At 68.5% G+C, this 18,079-nt stretch carries 19 protein-coding genes; 14 read left to right on the plus strand and 5 right to left on the minus strand.

Translation table 11 applies throughout. From position 1 onward, the window contains the following. Nucleotides 1–23: 23 nt before the first annotated feature. Nucleotides 24–704, plus strand: coding sequence for a TIGR00266 family protein (locus ABZ824_RS06660; RefSeq protein ID WP_195080044.1), 681 nt, complete (start codon nucleotides 24–26; stop codon nucleotides 702–704). Here the strand turns inward: ABZ824_RS06660 and ABZ824_RS06665 are convergent, their stop codons facing one another. Further along, the gene (locus ABZ824_RS06665) at nucleotides 705–1,307 is read right to left on the minus strand and encodes an NUDIX domain-containing protein (protein ID WP_356962051.1); all 603 of its coding nucleotides are present in this window, start codon (nucleotides 1,305–1,307) and stop codon (nucleotides 705–707) included. A gap of 53 nt (nucleotides 1,308–1,360) precedes the next feature. Here ABZ824_RS06665 and ABZ824_RS06670 point away from each other — a divergent pair, with 53 nt between their 5' ends. Continuing rightward, nucleotides 1,361–1,741: a nitroreductase family deazaflavin-dependent oxidoreductase gene (locus ABZ824_RS06670; protein ID WP_355077548.1), complete on the plus strand. Its 381-nt coding sequence runs from the start codon at nucleotides 1,361–1,363 to the stop codon at nucleotides 1,739–1,741. A gap of 25 nt (nucleotides 1,742–1,766) precedes the next feature. Here ABZ824_RS06670 and ABZ824_RS06675 read toward each other — a convergent pair whose 3' ends face one another. The 4 genes from ABZ824_RS06675 to ABZ824_RS06690 form a co-directional block, all read right to left on the minus strand. Further along, the gene (locus ABZ824_RS06675) at nucleotides 1,767–2,564 is read right to left on the minus strand and encodes a helix-turn-helix domain-containing protein (RefSeq protein WP_355077550.1); all 798 of its coding nucleotides are present in this window, start codon (nucleotides 2,562–2,564) and stop codon (nucleotides 1,767–1,769) included. A gap of 219 nt (nucleotides 2,565–2,783) precedes the next feature. Beyond that, nucleotides 2,784–3,071, minus strand: a complete 288-nt coding sequence (locus ABZ824_RS06680; protein WP_355077552.1) for a DUF427 domain-containing protein — start codon at nucleotides 3,069–3,071, stop codon at nucleotides 2,784–2,786. Between the two features lie 64 nt (nucleotides 3,072–3,135). Next, entirely contained in the window at nucleotides 3,136–3,675 is a 540-nt protein-coding gene (locus ABZ824_RS06685; RefSeq protein ID WP_356962053.1) for an NUDIX domain-containing protein, read from the minus strand. A 142-nt stretch (nucleotides 3,676–3,817) separates the two neighbouring features. Beyond that, nucleotides 3,818–5,029, minus strand: a complete 1,212-nt coding sequence (locus ABZ824_RS06690) for a DUF418 domain-containing protein (protein WP_356962055.1) — start codon at nucleotides 5,027–5,029, stop codon at nucleotides 3,818–3,820. 121 nt (nucleotides 5,030–5,150) lie between these two features. Here ABZ824_RS06690 and dop point away from each other — a divergent pair, with 121 nt between their 5' ends. From dop to ABZ824_RS06750, 12 genes are all read left to right on the plus strand, one after another. Further along, nucleotides 5,151–6,650, plus strand: a complete 1,500-nt coding sequence (gene dop, locus ABZ824_RS06695) for a depupylase/deamidase Dop (RefSeq protein WP_039798407.1) — start codon at nucleotides 5,151–5,153, stop codon at nucleotides 6,648–6,650. 152 nt (nucleotides 6,651–6,802) lie between these two features. After that, nucleotides 6,803–6,997, plus strand: coding sequence for a ubiquitin-like protein Pup (locus tag ABZ824_RS06700; RefSeq protein ID WP_014986166.1), 195 nt, complete (start codon nucleotides 6,803–6,805; stop codon nucleotides 6,995–6,997). Beyond that, a complete protein-coding gene (prcB, locus tag ABZ824_RS06705) occupies nucleotides 6,994–7,848 on the plus strand; it encodes a proteasome subunit beta (RefSeq protein ID WP_355077558.1) in 855 nt (284 codons plus the stop codon). The genes ABZ824_RS06700 and prcB overlap by 4 nt, the downstream gene beginning before the upstream one ends. Before the next feature lie 2 nt (nucleotides 7,849–7,850). Further along, nucleotides 7,851–8,651 carry a proteasome subunit alpha gene (prcA, locus tag ABZ824_RS06710; protein ID WP_356962058.1) on the plus strand — a complete coding sequence of 267 codons (801 nt, stop codon included), beginning with the start codon at nucleotides 7,851–7,853 and terminating at the stop codon, nucleotides 8,649–8,651. Nucleotides 8,652–8,868: 217 nt separating this feature from the next. Beyond that, the gene (gene pafA / locus ABZ824_RS06715) at nucleotides 8,869–10,227 is read left to right on the plus strand and encodes a Pup--protein ligase (RefSeq protein ID WP_174186519.1); all 1,359 of its coding nucleotides are present in this window, start codon (nucleotides 8,869–8,871) and stop codon (nucleotides 10,225–10,227) included. Nucleotides 10,228–10,254: 27 nt separating this feature from the next. After that, nucleotides 10,255–10,551: an MTH1187 family thiamine-binding protein gene (locus tag ABZ824_RS06720; RefSeq protein ID WP_356962060.1), complete on the plus strand. Its 297-nt coding sequence runs from the start codon at nucleotides 10,255–10,257 to the stop codon at nucleotides 10,549–10,551. 401 nt (nucleotides 10,552–10,952) lie between these two features. Continuing rightward, nucleotides 10,953–11,948, plus strand: a complete 996-nt coding sequence (locus tag ABZ824_RS06725; protein WP_356962062.1) for a YafY family protein — start codon at nucleotides 10,953–10,955, stop codon at nucleotides 11,946–11,948. After that, entirely contained in the window at nucleotides 11,945–12,922 is a 978-nt protein-coding gene (locus ABZ824_RS06730) for a YafY family protein (protein WP_355077564.1), read from the plus strand. Before ABZ824_RS06725 ends, ABZ824_RS06730 begins: the two co-directional genes overlap by 4 nt. Before the next feature lie 22 nt (nucleotides 12,923–12,944). Continuing rightward, nucleotides 12,945–13,994 carry a 2-dehydropantoate 2-reductase gene (locus ABZ824_RS06735; protein ID WP_356962063.1) on the plus strand — a complete coding sequence of 350 codons (1,050 nt, stop codon included), beginning with the start codon at nucleotides 12,945–12,947 and terminating at the stop codon, nucleotides 13,992–13,994. 64 nt (nucleotides 13,995–14,058) lie between these two features. Continuing rightward, nucleotides 14,059–14,319 carry a Sec-independent protein translocase subunit TatA gene (gene tatA / locus ABZ824_RS06740; RefSeq protein ID WP_355077567.1) on the plus strand — a complete coding sequence of 87 codons (261 nt, stop codon included), beginning with the start codon at nucleotides 14,059–14,061 and terminating at the stop codon, nucleotides 14,317–14,319. Nucleotides 14,320–14,417: 98 nt separating this feature from the next. Then, nucleotides 14,418–15,371, plus strand: a complete 954-nt coding sequence (gene tatC / locus ABZ824_RS06745; RefSeq protein WP_355077569.1) for a twin-arginine translocase subunit TatC — start codon at nucleotides 14,418–14,420, stop codon at nucleotides 15,369–15,371. A gap of 3 nt (nucleotides 15,372–15,374) precedes the next feature. Beyond that, the gene (locus ABZ824_RS06750; protein ID WP_355077572.1) at nucleotides 15,375–18,077 is read left to right on the plus strand and encodes an RNA helicase; all 2,703 of its coding nucleotides are present in this window, start codon (nucleotides 15,375–15,377) and stop codon (nucleotides 18,075–18,077) included. Nucleotides 18,078–18,079: the final 2 nt, after the last annotated feature.

Here is an 18,079-nt window from a genome sequence, read left to right on the forward strand (position 1 = left end):
ATTCGGCGGTAGGGTCGGCGGACATGAAAGTACAACTGCGCCACAGTCCCGCCGCCGCCGTCGCGCGGTGCTTTCTCGCCGGGGGCGAGCCGATGCGGGTCGAGAGCGGCGCCATGGTGGCTCATTCGGCGGGAGTCACGTTGCAGGCCAAGGCCGAGGGCGGCATCCTGGCCGGACTGAAGCGGTCGGTGCTGGCCGGGGAGTCGTTCTTCGTCTCGACGTTCACCGCGCCGCCGCAGGGCGGGTGGGTCGACGTGGCGCCCGCGCTTCCCGGCGACATGTTGAACTTGCAGATCACGCCGGATCGGCCTTTCTTCATCAGCCGCGGGGGGTGGATCGCCAATTCGCACGGTGTGCAGGTGGAGAGCAAGTGGGGCGGGTTCGCCAATCTGTTCGGCGGCGAAGGTGGATTCGGTCTGCGCGCGCACGGCGAGGGTGAGATCGTGGTGGGCGTGTTCGGCGCGATCGATGTGATCGATCTGCAACCGGGCGAGCCGATCACGATCGACACCGGGCACGTGGTCGCCTACGACCTGGCGATGAATTTCAGCATCCGGCGAGCGGTCTCGGGTCGATCGATCCAGTCGTTGAAGTCCGGCGAGGGTTTCGTCTTCGATTTCACCGGCCCCGGCCGGGTGCTGTTGCAGACACGCAATCCCGGCGCGTTCGCCGCCTGGGCCGCCTCCGTCGCCTCGTCCAGCTGATCAGGGCCTCGTCCCGTCGTCTGCCGCTGACCGGGCGCCGACCAGCAGATCCGTGATCAGCAGGCGGGTGTCCGGGACGAACGGCCAGTCCGGATCGGCCAGACGCGCCAGCAGTTCGGCGTCGGTCCACCACCATCCCGCGGCGATCTCGTCGGGTTGGTGGCGAACCGGCCCGTCGTAGCGCGACTCGTACGCGAACAGATGACACCGCATCGGCCGACCGGCCCATTCGCCGTCCCAGGAGACCGTCGCCAGCGGTTCGGGCGAGACGTCGGCGGGGTTCGGCGTGACGCCCAGTTCTTCGGCCAGTTCGCGCAGGGCCGTCTCGCGCGGCGCTTCGCCCGGCGCGACCACACCACCGGCCAGGCAGTCGTGCATGCTCGCGAAAACGAGCTTGGTGTCGGTGCGGCGGTGCACGTAGACGCGCTCGCCGTCACCGGAGCGCAGAAGCACCCCCGCGCTGGCGTGCCACAATCCGTCGCGGTAAACCGTGGCCCGCTCGGCGGCCCCCACCGGGTTGCCCGCCGCATCGTAGATGGCGATCGTTTCCGCGCTCGGATCTCCGGTGTGGGGCGGCTCGCGATGAGGCGGCGGAGCGGACATGGGTCGAGAGTAACGTGAACACCGCAGGCCACAGGGAGAGAGGATCGCCGCCCATGGTGCTTCCGCACGCACTGGCGAATTTCAACCGGCATGTCACCAATCCGACCGCGGGCCTGGTCGCGGGACGCGCGCCCGGGTTCGGCATCGTGCTGCACAAGGGCAGGAAGTCGGGCCGGTCCTACCGCACCCCGGTCATGGTCTTCGAGCAGGACGGCGCCTACCGGATCGCGCTGACGTACGGCCGGAACGTCGACTGGGTCAAGAACATCTGCGCGGCGGGTGGTTTCGCCCTGGAAACCCGCGGCCATGTGGTCGAGCTGACCGATCCGGTCGTGCGGCACGACCCCTCCGCGGTATGGGCGCCACTCGGCGTGCGGCAGATGCTGAAGACGATCTCGGCGGACTATTACGTCGAGTCCCGTCCGGCGGACTGATACGGAACGTGAGCCGTCCCGGCCGCTATGCGTCCGGGACCGATTCGCTGGTGCGGCTGAGCACCGATGGAGACAGCCCGAACGTCCGGCGACAGGTGCGGGTGAGATCCGCGCCATCGGAGAAACCGGCCGCGTGCGCGGCGGCCGTGAGGTCGTCTCCGGCCAGCGCGCGGGTCCGCGCTATGTGCAGCCGCAGCCAGAGGATATAGCGGCGCAACGGAATTCCCATCTGCTCGGTGAACAGGTGGGACAGTCGGGGCGCGGGAATACCCAACTGTCGTGCGACATCCGCGCCTCGCACCGACCCGGTGCGCACCAGTGCGGGCAGCAGTTGCAGGGCCGCCGTGATCACCGCGTGCCGCTCGCTCGCGCCGGACGCGCCGTCCTGCGGCAGCAGATCGTCGACGACCGCGGTGACCTGCGCGGTCAGGTCTCCACCACCGGCGGTGATGCCGAGGGCGTCGGCGCTGTCGACCCAGCCGTTGAGGTGCGCTCTGCGATCCGCCGCCGCACCGGCGGCCGTCTCGGGGTCGAGGTAGACGGCCGTGCCGTGCGCGGCGCCTACGTCGATCCGGTGCGGCGCGTCGGTCGGCACGATGACGTGGGTGCCCTGTTTGCGGACGCCGCTACCGTCCACCACCACGATCGGCGTGCTCGCGGCGACGATCTGCACCGCGTGATGCGCGTGTAACTCCGTCGGACCGACCGATCCGGCGAAAGCCAGCACCCCCGGCCGGAGCAGCGCGACACCCGCTCGCGCCGGTTCGTCCGCCGCGCCGCCAGGCGCCATCGAGAAGCCGTTGGTGACCAGAGCCTTCATCATGGGATGCTCCCGGCTGAGACACTCGCGCTGAATCCTGGGATGAGCGTATCGGTTTCGCGCAGGCGGTATTCCCGATTCCTCCGATTGCCGCCGTTCGCCGGGGCAGTGCGGTCCGAGCCGCCGCCCCGGCCCGCCGATCACCGCGCGGCCGCGCCTACGACCGGATTCCGGCATCGATCATGAGTTCGCCACTCGATTGCTCGCAGCGAAAGGCGACGCTCAGCTCTCCGTCACCTCGACGCCGCGCCAGAACGCGACATAGTCCTTGATCTGCGCGGCCTTGGTCTTCGGCTCCGGGTAGAACCAGGCGGCGTCGGTATTGCTGTCTCCGTCGACCACTACGGTGTAGTAGCTGGCGGTGCCCTTCCACGGGCAGTAGCTGTGCGTGTCGGAGGGCTGGAAGAACTCCGGCCGGATCGAGTCCGGCGGGAAGTAGTGATTGCCCTCGACGATGATGGTGTCATTGCTGGTCGCGAGGACGCGGCCGTGCCAAGTTGCCGTTGCCATCCTTCGATTCTGCCCCGATCCCACCGGTGGGCGGGCGCCGAGTATGTGCGGCCGGCCGCCTACATCACTCGGGACGCTCCGGCCGGTGGAGTTCGACCGCCAATGCCACCAGTTCGCTCAGGTGCTCGCCGTCGGATCCGGCCCGTCGCATCGCTTCGGCTACGGGAAAGGTGCACACCTCGAGGATCTGCTCGGCGTCGTCGGGATTGGTCGGGGCGGATTCGAGCACCACGTCCGCGGTGCACCACAGCCACGCCTTGTGCGGATGGGGCTGCCACTCGCGATACGGTGCCGGACCGTTGCTCGTCGCATGGTGCGCGCCGAACCATCGGATCGGTCCGACCGGGCGTGCGCCCGCCTCCTCCCGCAGTTCGCGGTGCACGCAGGCGTCGATCGACTCGCCGCGTTCCCTGGTGCCGCCCGGAATCAGCCAGACGTCGCGATCGTCGCGACAGAGCACGATCTCGTCGCCGACGAAACAGACGACGTGGATATTGGTGACCAGTTCGTCGGACGGGAGTGTGGTGGAGAACCGGACATCCAGGTCGCCCCACGCCCAGTGAGCCGGTGTGTGCAGCAAGGGGTAGCGGTCGGCAAGCGTCACAGCACGACGGTAGCGGCCGCCGCGCGCCGGGGCCGCCGGATTTCGCGGCATGTGCGGGTACGACAAGCCCTGCGCCACAACGGAGCCGGTCGGCATGGGCACGCCCGTATCCCCGGCCCGGGGATACGGGCATCATGGCGTTTCAGCGTTCCCGCGCCAGCGTTCGGAAACTCACGTTCCAGAACCACTCCACCGGCCCGCGCTCGAAGCGTCGTAGCCACAGGTGCGCTCCGCAGGCGATGATCAGCGATACCAGCACGTAGACACCGACGGTGAACGGGACACGGTCATCGGGCGAGACGCGCGCCGCCAGTCCGAAACCCCAGCCGTAACAGAGGATCGATGCCACCAGGTTCTGCAGGATGTAGCAGCTGAGCGCGGTGCGGCCGATCTCGGTGAACCGCCGCCCGGCGAACCCGGCGCCTGGCCGCCGCAGGTACCACTCGGCGACCGCGGCCAGAATGCCGAGAGAGACGAACGGCGCGCTGCCGTACCGGGTGAACAGGATGAGGTCGCCACCGCCCAGTATGCCGACGCCCAGGTCGATCGGCGCGGCGACGCCGAAGCCGAGGATCATCAGCCGCTTGCGCAGTCGCGCGCCTTCCGGGCCGAACACGCCCGTCCGGAACAGCAGTGCGCCGGTCAGGAACAGCGCGACCGACATCGCGAAGACGAAGATCGTCTCCATCCGGAACAGCCCGGCGTTGCCGAGCCGGAACGCCGCGAGCTCCCAGAACGAGCCGTCCGCATACGGATTCGGGTCCAGCGCAAGACGCGCCTGCGCGTCCTGGCTCGGCGCGAACGCCAGAGCGAGCCCGATGAGCGTCAACAGCGACACGTGCACGGCCGCCGCGCCCACCAGCCAGCGCCGCCGCGCCCGCGCACCGGTGGCGAGCACGAATGCGACCACGAGTCCGGTCACCGCGTACCCCATGAGGACGTCGAACTCGGCGACGAAAACGAAGTTGACCAGACCGTCCAGGAACAGCAAGCCCGCCCGCCAGGGGTACTTCCCCGGCCAGCGGCGCCCGGCCTCGGTCGCGGAGCGTTGCTGGATGGCCAGGCCGATGCCGAACATGACGGTGAGCAGCCCGAGGAACTTGCCCTGCGCCAGCTGCTGGAGCACGCGCTCGGTCCACGTCCATCCGCCGGCCTCGCCACCCATGTCGTGCAGATACCCGACCAGCCCCTCCGGGTTGGTGATGATCCAGATGTTGGTGGCGAGGGTGCCGAGAATCGCGATCCCGCGTAGCACGTCCAACGCGACGAGCCGGGCGGGCGCGGGTGGTGGGGGAGGCGACGGGCGATGCTGCTCGGCGGTCTCCAGGCGGCGGGCTGCGATCGATTCGGACATGTCCCGACTATCGCGCCGACCTGCGCCGCGAGGGGTCCTCCGGAAGTACCACCTGCGGTATGACATTGGACTCCGCCGGTCGCGGGGGGTCGGGCCGGGTGCGTGACTTAGGCTCGATGCCATGCAGCGCATCATCGGAATAGAGGTCGAATACGGCATCTCGACCCCGACCGAGCCGTCGGCCAACCCGATCCTCACCTCGACCCAGGCGGTCCTGGCCTACGCCGCGGCGGAGGGCGTGCCGCGCGCCAAGCGCACGCGCTGGGACTACGAGGTGGAGTCGCCGCTGCGCGACGCCCGCGGATTCGACCTGAGCCGGATGAACGGTCCCGCGCCGGTGATCGACGCCGACGAGGTGGGCGCCGCGAACATGATCCTCACCAACGGCGCCCGGCTCTACGTCGACCATGCCCACCCGGAATACTCCGCGCCCGAGGTCACCGACCCCCTGGACGCGGTGATCTGGGACAAGGCGGGCGAGCGGGTGATGGAGGCCGCCGCGCGGCACGCCTCGAGCGTGCCGGGGGCTCCGCGGCTGCAGCTGTACAAGAACAACGTCGACGGCAAGGGCGCCTCGTACGGCACCCACGAGAACTACCTGATGAGCCGGGACACCCCGTTCAACCAGATCATCGTCGGGCTCACGCCGTTCTTCGTGTCCCGCCAGGTGGTGTGCGGCTCCGGCCGGGTCGGCATCGGCCAGTCCGGCGACCACGCGGGCTTCCAACTGTCCCAGCGTTCGGACTACATCGAGGTCGAGGTCGGCCTGGAGACCACGCTCAAACGGGGCATCATCAACACCCGCGACGAACCGCACGCCGATGCCGACAAATACCGCAGACTGCACGTCATCATCGGTGACGCCAACCTGGCCGAGATGTCCACCTACCTCAAGGTCGGCACCACCGCCTTGGTCCTCGACCTGATCGAAGCGGGCGAGGACCTGTCGGATCTGCAGCTGGCCCGCCCGGTCACCGCGGTGCACACCATCAGTCACGACCCCACGCTGCGGGCGACGGTCGCGCTCGCCGACGGCCGCGAGCTGACCGGTCTCGCGTTGCAGCGCGTCTACCTGGATCGGGTGATCAAGTTCGTCGACCGCACCGGCAACGACGACAAGCGCGTCCAGGACATCATCGAGAACTGGGCCATGGTCCTGGACCTGCTCGAACGCGATCCGATGGAGTGCGCGAACCTGCTCGACTGGCCGGCCAAGCTGCGCCTGCTCGAGGGCATGCGCAGCCGCGAGGGTCTCGGCTGGGCGGCCCCCAAGCTGCACCTTATGGATCTGCAGTACTCCGACGTGCGCCTGGACAAGGGGCTCTACAACCGCCTGGTCGCCCGCGGCTCGATGAAGCGGCTGGTCACCGAGCAGCAGGTCCTCGACGCCATGACCAACCCGCCCACCGACACCCGCGCCTACTTCCGCGGCGAATGCCTGCGCCGCTTCGGCGCCGACATCGCGGCGGCCAGCTGGGACTCGGTGATCTTCGACCTGGGCGGCGACTCCCTGGTCCGCATCCCCACCCTGGAACCCCGCCGCGGCACCAAGGCCCACGTCGGCAAACTCCTCGACGGCGTGACCACCGCCGCGGACCTGGTGGAGCAGCTGACGACATAGTCCACCTGCGCGAGACCAACACCGCCACACAAAATAGGCACACTGTCGGTGCTGGTAGGTAGTGTTGAGGGACGAGCACGGACAATGCTCATGATCGGGACCGTGCTCACCATGGGTCCCGATCATGGTGAGGACAGAGGAGGTCGGCTGCCATGGCACAAGAGCAGACCAAGCGCGCCGGGGGTGGCGACGAGGACGAGGGCCCCGACGGTGTAGACGCCGCCGGACAGGAGCGCCGCGAAAAGCTGGCGGAGGAAACCGACGACCTGCTCGACGAGATCGATGACGTGCTCGAGGAGAACGCCGAGGACTTCGTCCGCGCGTACGTGCAGAAAGGTGGCCAGTGACAGTCGGTGACCCCTCGCGTCTCCACCTGGGGTACGCCCTTTCTTCCTTCTCCGACTATCTCCGCATGCATGCTCCGGATCTTTTGCCCAGCAACAGGTTCGGACAGGGTGCCGCCGGAATCCCCGGCGGCACTTCCGCGAAGGAGATCGCTCCGCACGGCACCACCATCGTGGCGGTGAGTTATCGCGGCGGTGTGCTGATCGCCGGTGACCGCCGTGCCACCCAGGGGAACCTGCTGGCCAGCCGGGATATCGAGAAGGTCTACATCACCGACAGCTATTCCGCGGCGGGCATCGCAGGCACCGCGGGCATGGCGGTGGAGATGGTGCGGATCTTCGCGGTGGAACTGGAGCACTACGAGAAGCTCGAGGGTGTGCCGCTGACCTTCGACGGCAAGGCCAACAAACTGTCGAAGATGGTGCGGGAGAATCTGCCCGCGGCCCTGCAGGGTCTGGCGGTGGTGCCGATGCTGGTCGGCTACGACCTGGACGCCACCGATGCCGACAAGGCGGGCCGCATTGTTTCGTTCGATGTGGTGGGTGGACGCAGCGAGGAGCGATTCGGGTACGCCGCGGTCGGTTCCGGCTCGATGTTCGCGAAGTCCTCGCTGAAGAAGTTGTACGCCAAGGGAATCGATCAGGATCGCGCGTTGCGCATCGCTGTCGAGTCGCTGTTCGACGCGGCCGACGACGACACCGCGACGGGTGGCCCGGATCTGGTGCGCGGCATCTTCCCGACGGCGATCGTGATCGATGAGGAGGGTGCGGTCGAGGTGACCGAGTCGCGGCTGGCGGAGATCACCCGCGGCATCGTCGCCGACCGCGAGGCCGCCGAAGAAGGGAGCGCCTGATCATGACGTTGCCGTACTACGCGTCGGCCGAGCAGATCATGCGCGACAAGACCGAGCTCGCGCGCAAGGGCATCGCTCGGGGGCGCAGCGTCGTGGTCTTGACGTATGACAAGGGTGTGCTGTTCGTCGCGGAGAACCCGTCCGCGACGCTGCACAAGGTGAGTGAGCTCTACGACCGCATCGGGTTCGCCGCGGTCGGCAAGTACAACGAGTTCGAGAATCTGCGCAGGGGCGGCATCCTGCAGGCCGACATTCGCGGGTATCAGTACGACCGCCGCGATGTCACCGGCCGGGCGCTGGCCAATGCCTACGCGCAGACGCTCGGCACGATCTTCACCGATCAGCTCAAGCCGTACGAGGTGGAGATCTGTGTGGCGGAGGTGGGTTATCCGGAGCAGGCCGCGCAATCGGTGCTGTACCGGATCACCTTCGACGGGTCGATCGTGGACGAGCGCGAGTTCGTGGTGATGGGCGGCACCACGGAGCCGATCGTCACCGCGCTGAAGTCGTCGTACCAGCCGGGTCTGGACCTGGCCTCCGCGGTCGGCGTCGCGGTGCGCGCGTTGCAGGCGGGCGTTCCGGAAGGCGCGGAGAAGGAGAAGCGGGTGCTGGGCGTGAGCTCGCTCGAGGTCGCGACCTTGGAGCAGGCGCGTCCGCGCCGGGCGTTCCGGCGGGTGCCCAACGCCACGCTGGAGCGTCTGCTGAGTCCGGCGGAGGCGGCCGAGAAGCCAGCGGTGGAGGAGACCGGCTCCGAGCCGAAGGATGAGAAACCGTCGGCGAAGGAGACTCCGTCGGCGGAGTGATCCGCCGGGCCGACGACCTCGACGGCCCGCGAACGACGCTTGGTTCGCGGGCCGTATCGGCATGTCCGGGGCCGGGCCGAACTGTGCATCCTCCGGCGAAACCGGCGTTTCACCCGGGCAAATTCCGACAAAGCGGGCCAAATCGTTGTGAAGACGTATGCATACGGGTTGTTCGGTGCCCCACGCAAGACCTCGACTTGGCTGTAATGTCGATGGTGTGCAGCGACGAATTATGGGGATCGAGACCGAGTTCGGTGTGACATGCACCTTCCACGGTCACCGTCGACTGTCCCCCGACGAGGTGGCCCGGTATCTGTTCCGCCGGGTGGTGTCCTGGGGCCGTAGCTCGAACGTGTTCCTCCGCAACGGTGCCCGGCTCTACCTCGATGTCGGGTCGCATCCGGAGTACGCGACCGCGGAATGCGACAACCTGGCGCAATTGGTGACCCACGACCGTGCGGGCGAACGGGTCCTCGAAGAGTTGCTGATCGACGCCGAGCAGCGTCTGGCCGAAGAAGGCATCGGCGGCGACATCTATTTGTTCAAGAACAACACCGACTCGGCGGGCAACTCCTACGGCTGCCACGAGAACTTCCTGGTGGTGCGCGCGGGCGAGTTCTCCCGGATCTCCGATGTGCTGCTGCCGTTCCTGGTCACCCGTCAGCTGATCTGCGGCGCGGGCAAGGTGCTGCAGACGCCGAAGGCCGCCACCTTCTGCCTGTCGCAGCGCGCCGAGCACATCTGGGAGGGCGTCTCCTCGGCGACCACTCGCTCGCGGCCGATCATCAACACCCGCGACGAGCCGCACGCCGATGCGGAGAAGTACCGCCGCCTGCACGTGATCGTCGGCGACTCCAACATGTCCGAGACCACCACCATGCTCAAGGTCGGCACGGCCGCCTTGGTGCTGGAGATGATCGAGGCGGGTGTCTCGTTCCGCGACTTCGCGCTGGACAATCCGATCCGCGCGATCCGCGAGGTGAGCCACGACCTGACCGGTCGGCGCCCGGTGCGCCTGGCAGGCGGTCGGCAGGCCAGCGCCCTGGACATCCAGCGCGAGTACTATGCCCGCGCCGTGGAGCATCTGCGCAATCGGGACCGCGATCCCCAGATCGATCAGGTGGTCGACCTGTGGGGCCGCACCCTGGACGCGGTCGAGGCGCAGGACTTCGCGAAGGTCGACACCGAGATCGACTGGGTGATCAAGCGCAAGCTGTTCCAGCGCTACCAGGACCGGTACGGCATGGAGCTGTCCGATCCCAAGATCGCCCAGCTGGATCTGGCCTATCACGACATCAAGCGCGGACGCGGCGTCTTCGACCTGCTGCAGCGCAAGGGGCTGGCCAAACGGGTCACCGAGGACGAGGCCGTGGACGCCGCGGTCGACACCCCGCCGCAGACCACCAGGGCCAAGCTGCGCGGTGACTTCATCACCGCGGCCCAGGAGGCGGGCCGCGACTTCACCGTCGACTGGGTGCACCTGAAGCTGAACGACCAGGCGCAGCGCACCGTGCTGTGCAAGGACCCGTTCCGTTCGGTCGACGAGCGCGTAGATCGTCTGATCGCATCGATGTAATTCCGACGCTGCGGGCATGATCGAGGCATGATCATCGCCTTCTCCGTCACACCGCTCGGGACCGGCGTCGATGTCGGGCGCGCCGTCGCCGAGGCGGTCCGCGTGGTGCGCGCCAGCGGACTGCCCAATCGCACCGATGCCATGTTCACCACCGTCGAGGGCGAATGGGACGAGGTGATGGCCGTCGTGAAACAGGCGACCGACGCCATCCTCGCCGTCGCTCCACGCTGCAGCTTGGTGTTGAAGGCCGACATCCGTCCCGGCGTGACGGATGCGATGACCGCCAAGGTGGAGAAGGTCGAGCGCTACTTGTCGGAAGACTGATGGCCCGCGCATTTCAATGACTGTGTCGCGGCGGCTCAACGATTGTCGAGCCCTCAACGACTGTCGAGCCACCTAGCGGAGCGCCGTTCGGTCTGCTGTTTCCATAACTTCGGCCACACCGACAAAGTCGTACCTGCGCGCAGCTCGCTCGTAACGGCGGATGCCGAGGTCAGTACGTTGCTCACCGACGCGCCCAGCGCACCTCGACCACAGGTTTCGAGCGAAGCCAGACCGAGCATGCGCCGTTCGCGGCCCGGCGCGCGCCTACGCGGCCGCCGCGTAGGCGACGAAGGAGCAAGCGGCGGTCGCGCGAACGTGAGCGATGAGAGGGCCGCGAACACGCCGCTACGAAGTAGCGGCCGAACCAACACAGCCCGGCTGCGCAGATTACCCTCTATCGGGTGGCGATATCCAAGGTCGAGCGGCTGATGAATCTGGTCATCGCGCTGCTGTCGACCCGGCAGTTCCTGACCGCCGAGCGGATCCGGGTGAGCGTGGCCGGATACGAGGACTCCGCCAGCGACGAGGCGTTCAGCCGGATGTTCGAGCGGGACAAGAACGAACTGCGTGATCTGGGGATTCCGCTGGAAGTCGGTCCGGTGAGCCGGTACTCGACGGTGGAGGGCTACCGGATCAACCGCGACGCCTACGAGCTACCCGACATCGATCTGAGCGATCAGGAGGCCGCCGCCGTCGCGGTGGCCGTGCAGATGTGGGAATCGCCGGAACTCGCCGCCGCCGCGGAGGGGGCGTTGCTCAAACTGCGCGCGGCGGGCATCCACGTGGAAACCGACGCCGCGGTGGCGTCCGTGCCCGCGGTTCCGGCCCGCGCTCGGGGCTCCGAACCCGTGCTCGGCAAACTCCTCGCCGCGATCGACGTGGGCCAGGCGGTGCGGTTCGAGCACCGCGGCGCGATCAACGCCCCCTATCTCATGCGCGACGTCGAACCGTGGGGCGTCGTCACCCATCACGGCCGCTGGTACCTGGTCGGGCACGACCGGGACCGGGACGCGGTGCGCAGTTTCCGGCTGTCCCGCATCGGCGACGACGTGACCGCGTATGGCCCGCGCAACGCCGTCCACAAGCCGGAGGGCGTCGACCTGCGCGCCATCGTCGACCAGGTCACCAGCACCGCGCCGGTCAGCGGCTCGGCGACGGTGTGGGTGGCCGAAGGGCGCGGGCGGGAGATCCGCAGGCTCGGCCAGGTGACCGGTGAGCGCGTCGTCGGCGGCCGTACGGGCGCCGTCGTCGAGCTTCCGGTGCGATCCCGCGATTGGCTGGCCCGGCTGATCACCGGCCTGGGCCCGGACGCCGTGGTACTCGCCCCCGAGTCGCTGCGTGCCGATGTCATCGCGCGGCTGCGTTCGGTGTTCGACCGCACGGAGGTGCGGGCATGAGCTCGCGGCTCTCGGTCCGGCTGTCCCGGCTGCTCAACATGATCCCGTACTTCATCGCCCACCCGGGCATCAGCGCGGCCGAGGCCGCCGCCGACCTGGGCGTGACCACCAAACAGTTGATGAGCGACCTCAATCAGCTGTGGATGTGCGGACTTCCCGGGTACGGTCCGGGCGACCTGATCGACTTGTCGTTCTCCGAGGAGAGCATCGAGGTCACCTTCTCCGCAGGCATCGACCGTCCGTTGCGGTTGACTTCCACCGAGGCGACCGCGTTGCTGGTCGCGCTGCGCTCGATCGTCGACATGCCCGGCATGGTGGACCCGACGGCGGCCCACGCGGCCATCGCGAAGATCGAAGCGGCGATCGCGGGCGGCGCGGAACTCGCGGAGAACGGGCGGTCGCGAACCCCGCCGCCGGAGGCGCCCGCGGTGGCCGCCGTGCGGTCGGCGCTGGCGCTCGGCCGTGCGCTGCGGTTGGTGTACTACTCCGCCAGTCGCGACGTGGTGTCCGAACGCATCGTCGACCCGATCCGCATCGTCCTCGTGGACGACAACAGCTACCTGCAAGCGTGGTGCAGGCAGGCCGAGGGGGTGCGGCTGTTCCGCTTCGACCGGATCGAGGCCGCGACCGAGCTGGACGAACTCGCCCGGCCGCCCGTGCATGCCACCGACGCGACGGCGGGCCTGGACCTGTTCCAGGATGATCCCGCGGTCGCCTTGGCGCGCTTGCGGATTCACGCCGATTACGCTTGGGTGCTGGATCAGTACCCGATGCATCGGCTGGCGGTGCATCCCGACGGCAGCCTGGAGGCGACCATGCGGTTCGCCACGCTGGACTGGATGGCCCGCCTGCTGCTCGGTTTCGGGGCGGGCGTCACCGTCCTCGGCCCGCCGGAGCTGGTGGCGGCGGTGCGTGAGCGGTCGAACGCCGCGCTGGCCGCCTACGAGGAAGCCGGATACCTGGAGGCCAGATGAGGAAGGCAGAGGCCCTACCGGCATGAACAGTCGTGTGCTGGTGGTAGGCGCGGGCAGCATCGGCAACTTCGTCGGCGGCAAGCTCGGTGTAGCGGGCGCGGAGGTCACCCTGGTCGGCCGCAGGCGCGTGCTCGACGAACTCGGCGCGTCCGGGCTCCGGCTCACCGACCTCGACGGCGGCGACGACGCTTTGCCGCCGGATCGATTCCACCGCGCCACCGAACCGGATGACGTCGGCTCGGCGGACCTGGTGCTGGTCACGGTGAAATCGGCGGCGACGGCGGAGGCGGTGCGCGACCTCGCGGGCAAGATCCGGCCGGGCACCGTCGTGCTCAGCCTGCAGAACGGCATCGGCAACGACTCGGTGATCCGGGAGATCCTGCCGCACTGCGTGGTCCTGGCCGGAATGGTGATGTTCAACGTCGTGCACCACCCCGGCGGGCGTTTCCATCGCGGCACCGAGGGCGGTCTCGCGGTACAGGACGATCCGGCTCTGGCGCCGTTCCTGGACGTATTCGAGCGAGCGGGGCTCGGCCTGCGCCGGTATCCCGACCTGCGGCCGGTGCAGTGGGCGAAGCTGCTGCTGAACCTGAACAACCCGGTCAACGCGCTGTCGGGGCGCCCGCTGCGGGAAGAACTCGCCGACCGGGACTACCGCCGTTGCCTCGCGCTCACCCAGCGCGAAGCGCTCGAGGTGATGAACAAGGCGCGAATTCGCCCCGCCCGGCTGACCCCACTGCCGCCACGGGTGATGGCCGCGCTGCTGACCGTTCCCGACGGCCTCTTCCGGCGGGTAGCCGGGCAGGTGCTGGCCATCGATCCGATGGCGCGTTCGTCCATGGCGGACGACCTGGAGCTGGGCCGTACCACCGAAATATCCTGGCTGTGCGGGGAAATCGTCGAACTGGGCGCAATGGTCGGGATGCCGACGCCGGTGAATCAGCGGCTGATCGAATTGATCGTCGCGGCCGAGCAGGGCGGCAGGCGCGCGTGGACCGGACGGGAGCTGCTCGGCCAACTGCGGGCCGCAGCGGCGGGCGCCCCGCCCGAACGCAGGGCGAACGAGCGGTGACGGCGGCGTTCGCGCACGTCACCCTCCGGTAGCATCGAAACATCACAGTCTTGGGAGGTAGATCATGGGCAGTCTGAGCATCTGGCACTGGCTGATCATTGCGGTGGTCTTCGTGATGTTCTTCGGCGCGAAGCGGATGCCCGACGCGGCCCGCAGTTTGGGCCGATCGTTGCGCATCTTCAAGAGCGAGGTCAGTCAGATGCAGAACGAGAGCAACGCGCCGACCAGCGGCGCGCAGGCTCAGCAGCCCGCACCGCAGTTGCCCGCCGCGCAGCAGCCGACGCAGCAGGCCACCGAGCCCCGCACCGAGCAGAAATCGGTCTGAGCGGAGCCGCTCGCGCCGGAGTGAGGAAGAACTCACTCCGGACTCAGTGCTGTTGCCGAGCCGTGCGAGGCACGTGAACCCAGGGGCGATCACCAACCATGCGAATCCCGTTCGATCCGCGGCGCAGTAAGCGCAGGACCAATCCCGACGGCACCATGTCGTTGGTCGAGCATCTGCAGGAGCTGCGTTACCGGTTGCTCGTGTCGATCGCCGCGGTGATCGCGACGACGGTGCTCGGGTTCCTGTGGTACGGGCACGGGTTCCTCGGGATCGAGAGCCTCGGTGAGATCCTGCGCGGGCCGTATTGCTCGCTGCCCTCGTCGGCCCGTGCGTCGTTGACCCCGGACGGCGAGTGCCGTCTGCTGGCGACCGCGCCGTTCGAGCAGTTCACGCTGCGGTTGAAGGTCGGCCTGACCGCAGGCGTGGTGCTGGCGGCGCCGATCTGGCTGTACCAGTTGTGGGCGTTCATCACCCCCGGGCTGTACGCGAAGGAGCGCAAGTACGCGGTCGGGTTCGTCTCCTCGGGCACGGTGTTGTTCGCCGCCGGCGCGGTGCTGGCCTACGTGGTGATCGCGCACGCGTTGAGCTTCTTGCTGACAATCGGCGACAACGTGCAGATCACGGCGTTGAGCGGGTCGCAATATTTCTCGTTCATCATCCAGTTGCTGATCATCTTCGGGGTCAGTTTCGAGACGCCGTTGCTGATCGTCGGGTTGAACCTGGTCGGCGTGCTGACCTACGAGCGCCTGAAGGCGTGGCGGCGGGGGATCACCTTCGGGTTGTTCGTCTTCGCGGCGATCGTGACTCCGCAGGATCCCTTCTCGATGCTGGCGCTGGCCTTGGCGTTGACGGTGTTGTTCGAGGTGGCGATCCAGTTCTCCCGGGTCAACGACCTGCGCCGGGCGCGCAAGGAGCGCGAGGGCTGGGGTGCGCTGTCGGACGAGGAGGCCTCCGAACTCGGCGCCCCGTCACCGATCGATCCGGCCGGGTCGATCGGTACGCCCGCGGAGAAATCCGCACGACCGGTGTCGGACTACTCCGATACGCTCTGACGAGTGACAGTTGACCGGTCGCAGACGGGCGAGTTGACCGCATTTTCCGCCGAGCTGAAATTCCGGCTGGATCCGTTTCAGCGCGAAGCCTGTGCGGCGCTCGAAGAAGGCCACAGCGTACTCGTCTGTGCCCCCACCGGCGCGGGAAAGACGGTCGTCGGTGAGTTCGCCGTTCACCTGGCGCTGGCGGCGGGCGGGAAGTGCTTCTACACCACACCCATCAAGGCGCTGTCGAACCAGAAGTTCGCCGACCTCACCGAGCGTCACGGTCGCGACCAGGTCGGACTGCTGACCGGCGACCAATCGATCAATCCGGACGCGCCGGTGGTCGTCATGACCACCGAGGTGCTGCGCAACATGCTCTACGCCTCCTCGGACGCGCTGCGCGGGCTTTCCTATGTCGTGATGGACGAGGTGCACTACCTCGCCGACCGGTTCCGCGGCGCGGTGTGGGAGGAGGTCATCCTGCACCTGTCCCCGGACGTGCGGCTGGTCAGCCTTTCGGCCACGGTGAGCAACGCCGAGGAGTTCGGCGCCTGGATGGAGACCGTGCGCGGCGACACCGCGGTGGTGGTCGACGAGACCAGGCCGGTTCCGCTGTGGCAGCACGTCATGGTGGGACGGCGGATGTTCGACCTGTTCGACACCAAATCCACCGAGCAGAAGGTGCTCGTCGACGAAGACCTGGTGCGGTTCATCCGCCACCGTGAGGCGGCCGACCGGATGAACAGCTGGGGCGCCCCGCGCAACGGCCGCGGTGGCCCGCGCCGGGATTTCCGCCCGCTGCCGCGGCCGGAGGTGCTCGCCAAGCTGGACGAAGAGGGCTTGCTGCCCGCGATCACGTTCATCTTCAGCCGGGCGGGATGCGACGGCGCGCTCGCCCAGTGCCTGCGCTCGCGGCTGGATCTGAGCCGTCCGGAGGAGCGCGACGAGGTCGACGCGATCATCGACAAGCACACCGGCGATCTGCCCAAGGCCGATCTGGAGGTGCTCGGCTACTGGGAGTGGCGTGAGGCGCTGCACCGCGGCCTCGCCGCGCATCACGCCGGGATGCTGCCCGCGTTCCGGCACACCGTCGAAGAGCTGTTCGTCAACGGGCTGGTGCGTGCCGTCTTCGCCACCGAGACGCTGGCGCTCGGCATCAACATGCCCGCCCGCACGGTGGTGCTGGAACGGCTGGTCAAGTTCAACGGCGAGTCGCACGCGGAGCTCACGCCCGGGGAGTACACCCAGCTGACCGGGCGTGCGGGGCGGCGCGGCATCGACGTCGAAGGCCACGCGGTGGTGTTGTGGCAGCCAGAGGTGGACACCAGCGCGGTCGCCGGCCTGGCCTCGACGCGCACCTATCCGCTGCGCAGCTCGTTCCGGCCGGGCTACAACATGTCGATCAACCTCATCGATCGGATGGGTGCCGACGAGTCGCGCGCCCTGCTGGAGCGATCGTTCGCCCAGTTCCAGGCGGATCGGTCGGTGGTCGGGCTGGTGCGCGGCATCGAGCGCAACGAGGGAGCGCTGCGCAAGTTGCGCGACCAGCTCGGCGGTGCCGAAGGCGGGTTCCTCGAGTACCTGTCGCTGCGCGAGCGGATCAAGCAGCGGGAGCGGCAGTTGGCCCAGCAGAGCCGTGCCGACCGGCGCGGCGCCGCCGTAGACGCGCTCGGCGCGCTGCGGCGCGGTGACGTGGTGGCGATTCCGTCCGGCCGCCGCGCCGGGCTCGCGGTGATCCTGGAGCCGGACGCGACGCCGGGCGATCCGCGGCCGCTGGTGCTCACCGAGGACAAGTGGGCCGGACGGGTTTCGGTCGCCGACTTCCCGGTGCCCGCCGAGGCGCTCGGGCACATGCGGCTGCCGCGCCGGGTGGATCACCGCACCGCGCGCATCCGCCGCGACCTGGCCTCCGCGCTGCGCAGCACGGGAATCTCGGTGCCGGGCAGGCCACGTCGCGGCAGGCAGTCCGCCGCGGCCGACGACCGGGAACTGGCCACCTTGCGCCGGAGCCTGCGTGCCCATCCGGCGCACTCCAGGCCCGATCGCGAGCAGCTGGCCCGGATCGGCGAGCGCTACAACCGGTTGCAGCGCGAAACGGAGGCGATGCGCCAGAAGGTTGCCGCGACCACCAATTCGCTGGCGCGCACGTTCGATCGGATCCTAGGTCTGCTGGAGGAACGTGGATTCGTGCACGAGAGCGAGGTGACCGCGGACGGACGCCGGTTGGCGCGCATCTACGCGGAAAGCGATCTGCTGGTAGCCGAATGCCTCAGGAAGGGGTTGTGGCGCGGTCTCGGCCCGGCCGAACTGGCCGGTGTGGTCTCGATCCTGGTGTACGAATCACGCCAGGAGGGCGGCTATCTCGGCGCGACCGGACCGACGGCTCCGATCCGGCGCGCGGTGGGCGCGACCATCGGCGTCTGGTCCGAGCTGCGCTCCGACGAGGCGCGACACAAGCTGCCGCCGACCAGGGAACCCGATCTCGGTTTCGTCGACGGCATTTACAAGTGGGCACGCGGCGACGGGTTGGCCGAGTCGTTGCTCGCCAGCGGCGACCAAGGCTCGCCGCTGTCGGCCGGTGACTTCGTGCGTTGGTGCAGGCAGGTGATCGATCTGCTCGATCAGATCCACGGCACCGCCGACGATCTCGAGGTCGCCGCCACTGCGGCCAAGGCGGTGCGGGCGATCCGGCGCGGCGTCGTGGCGGTGGACGCCGCCTGAGC

The sequence above is a fragment of the Nocardia sp. NPDC047038 genome, from assembly GCF_040644075.1.
Lineage (GTDB): Bacteria > Actinomycetota > Actinomycetes > Mycobacteriales > Mycobacteriaceae > Nocardia > Nocardia sichangensis.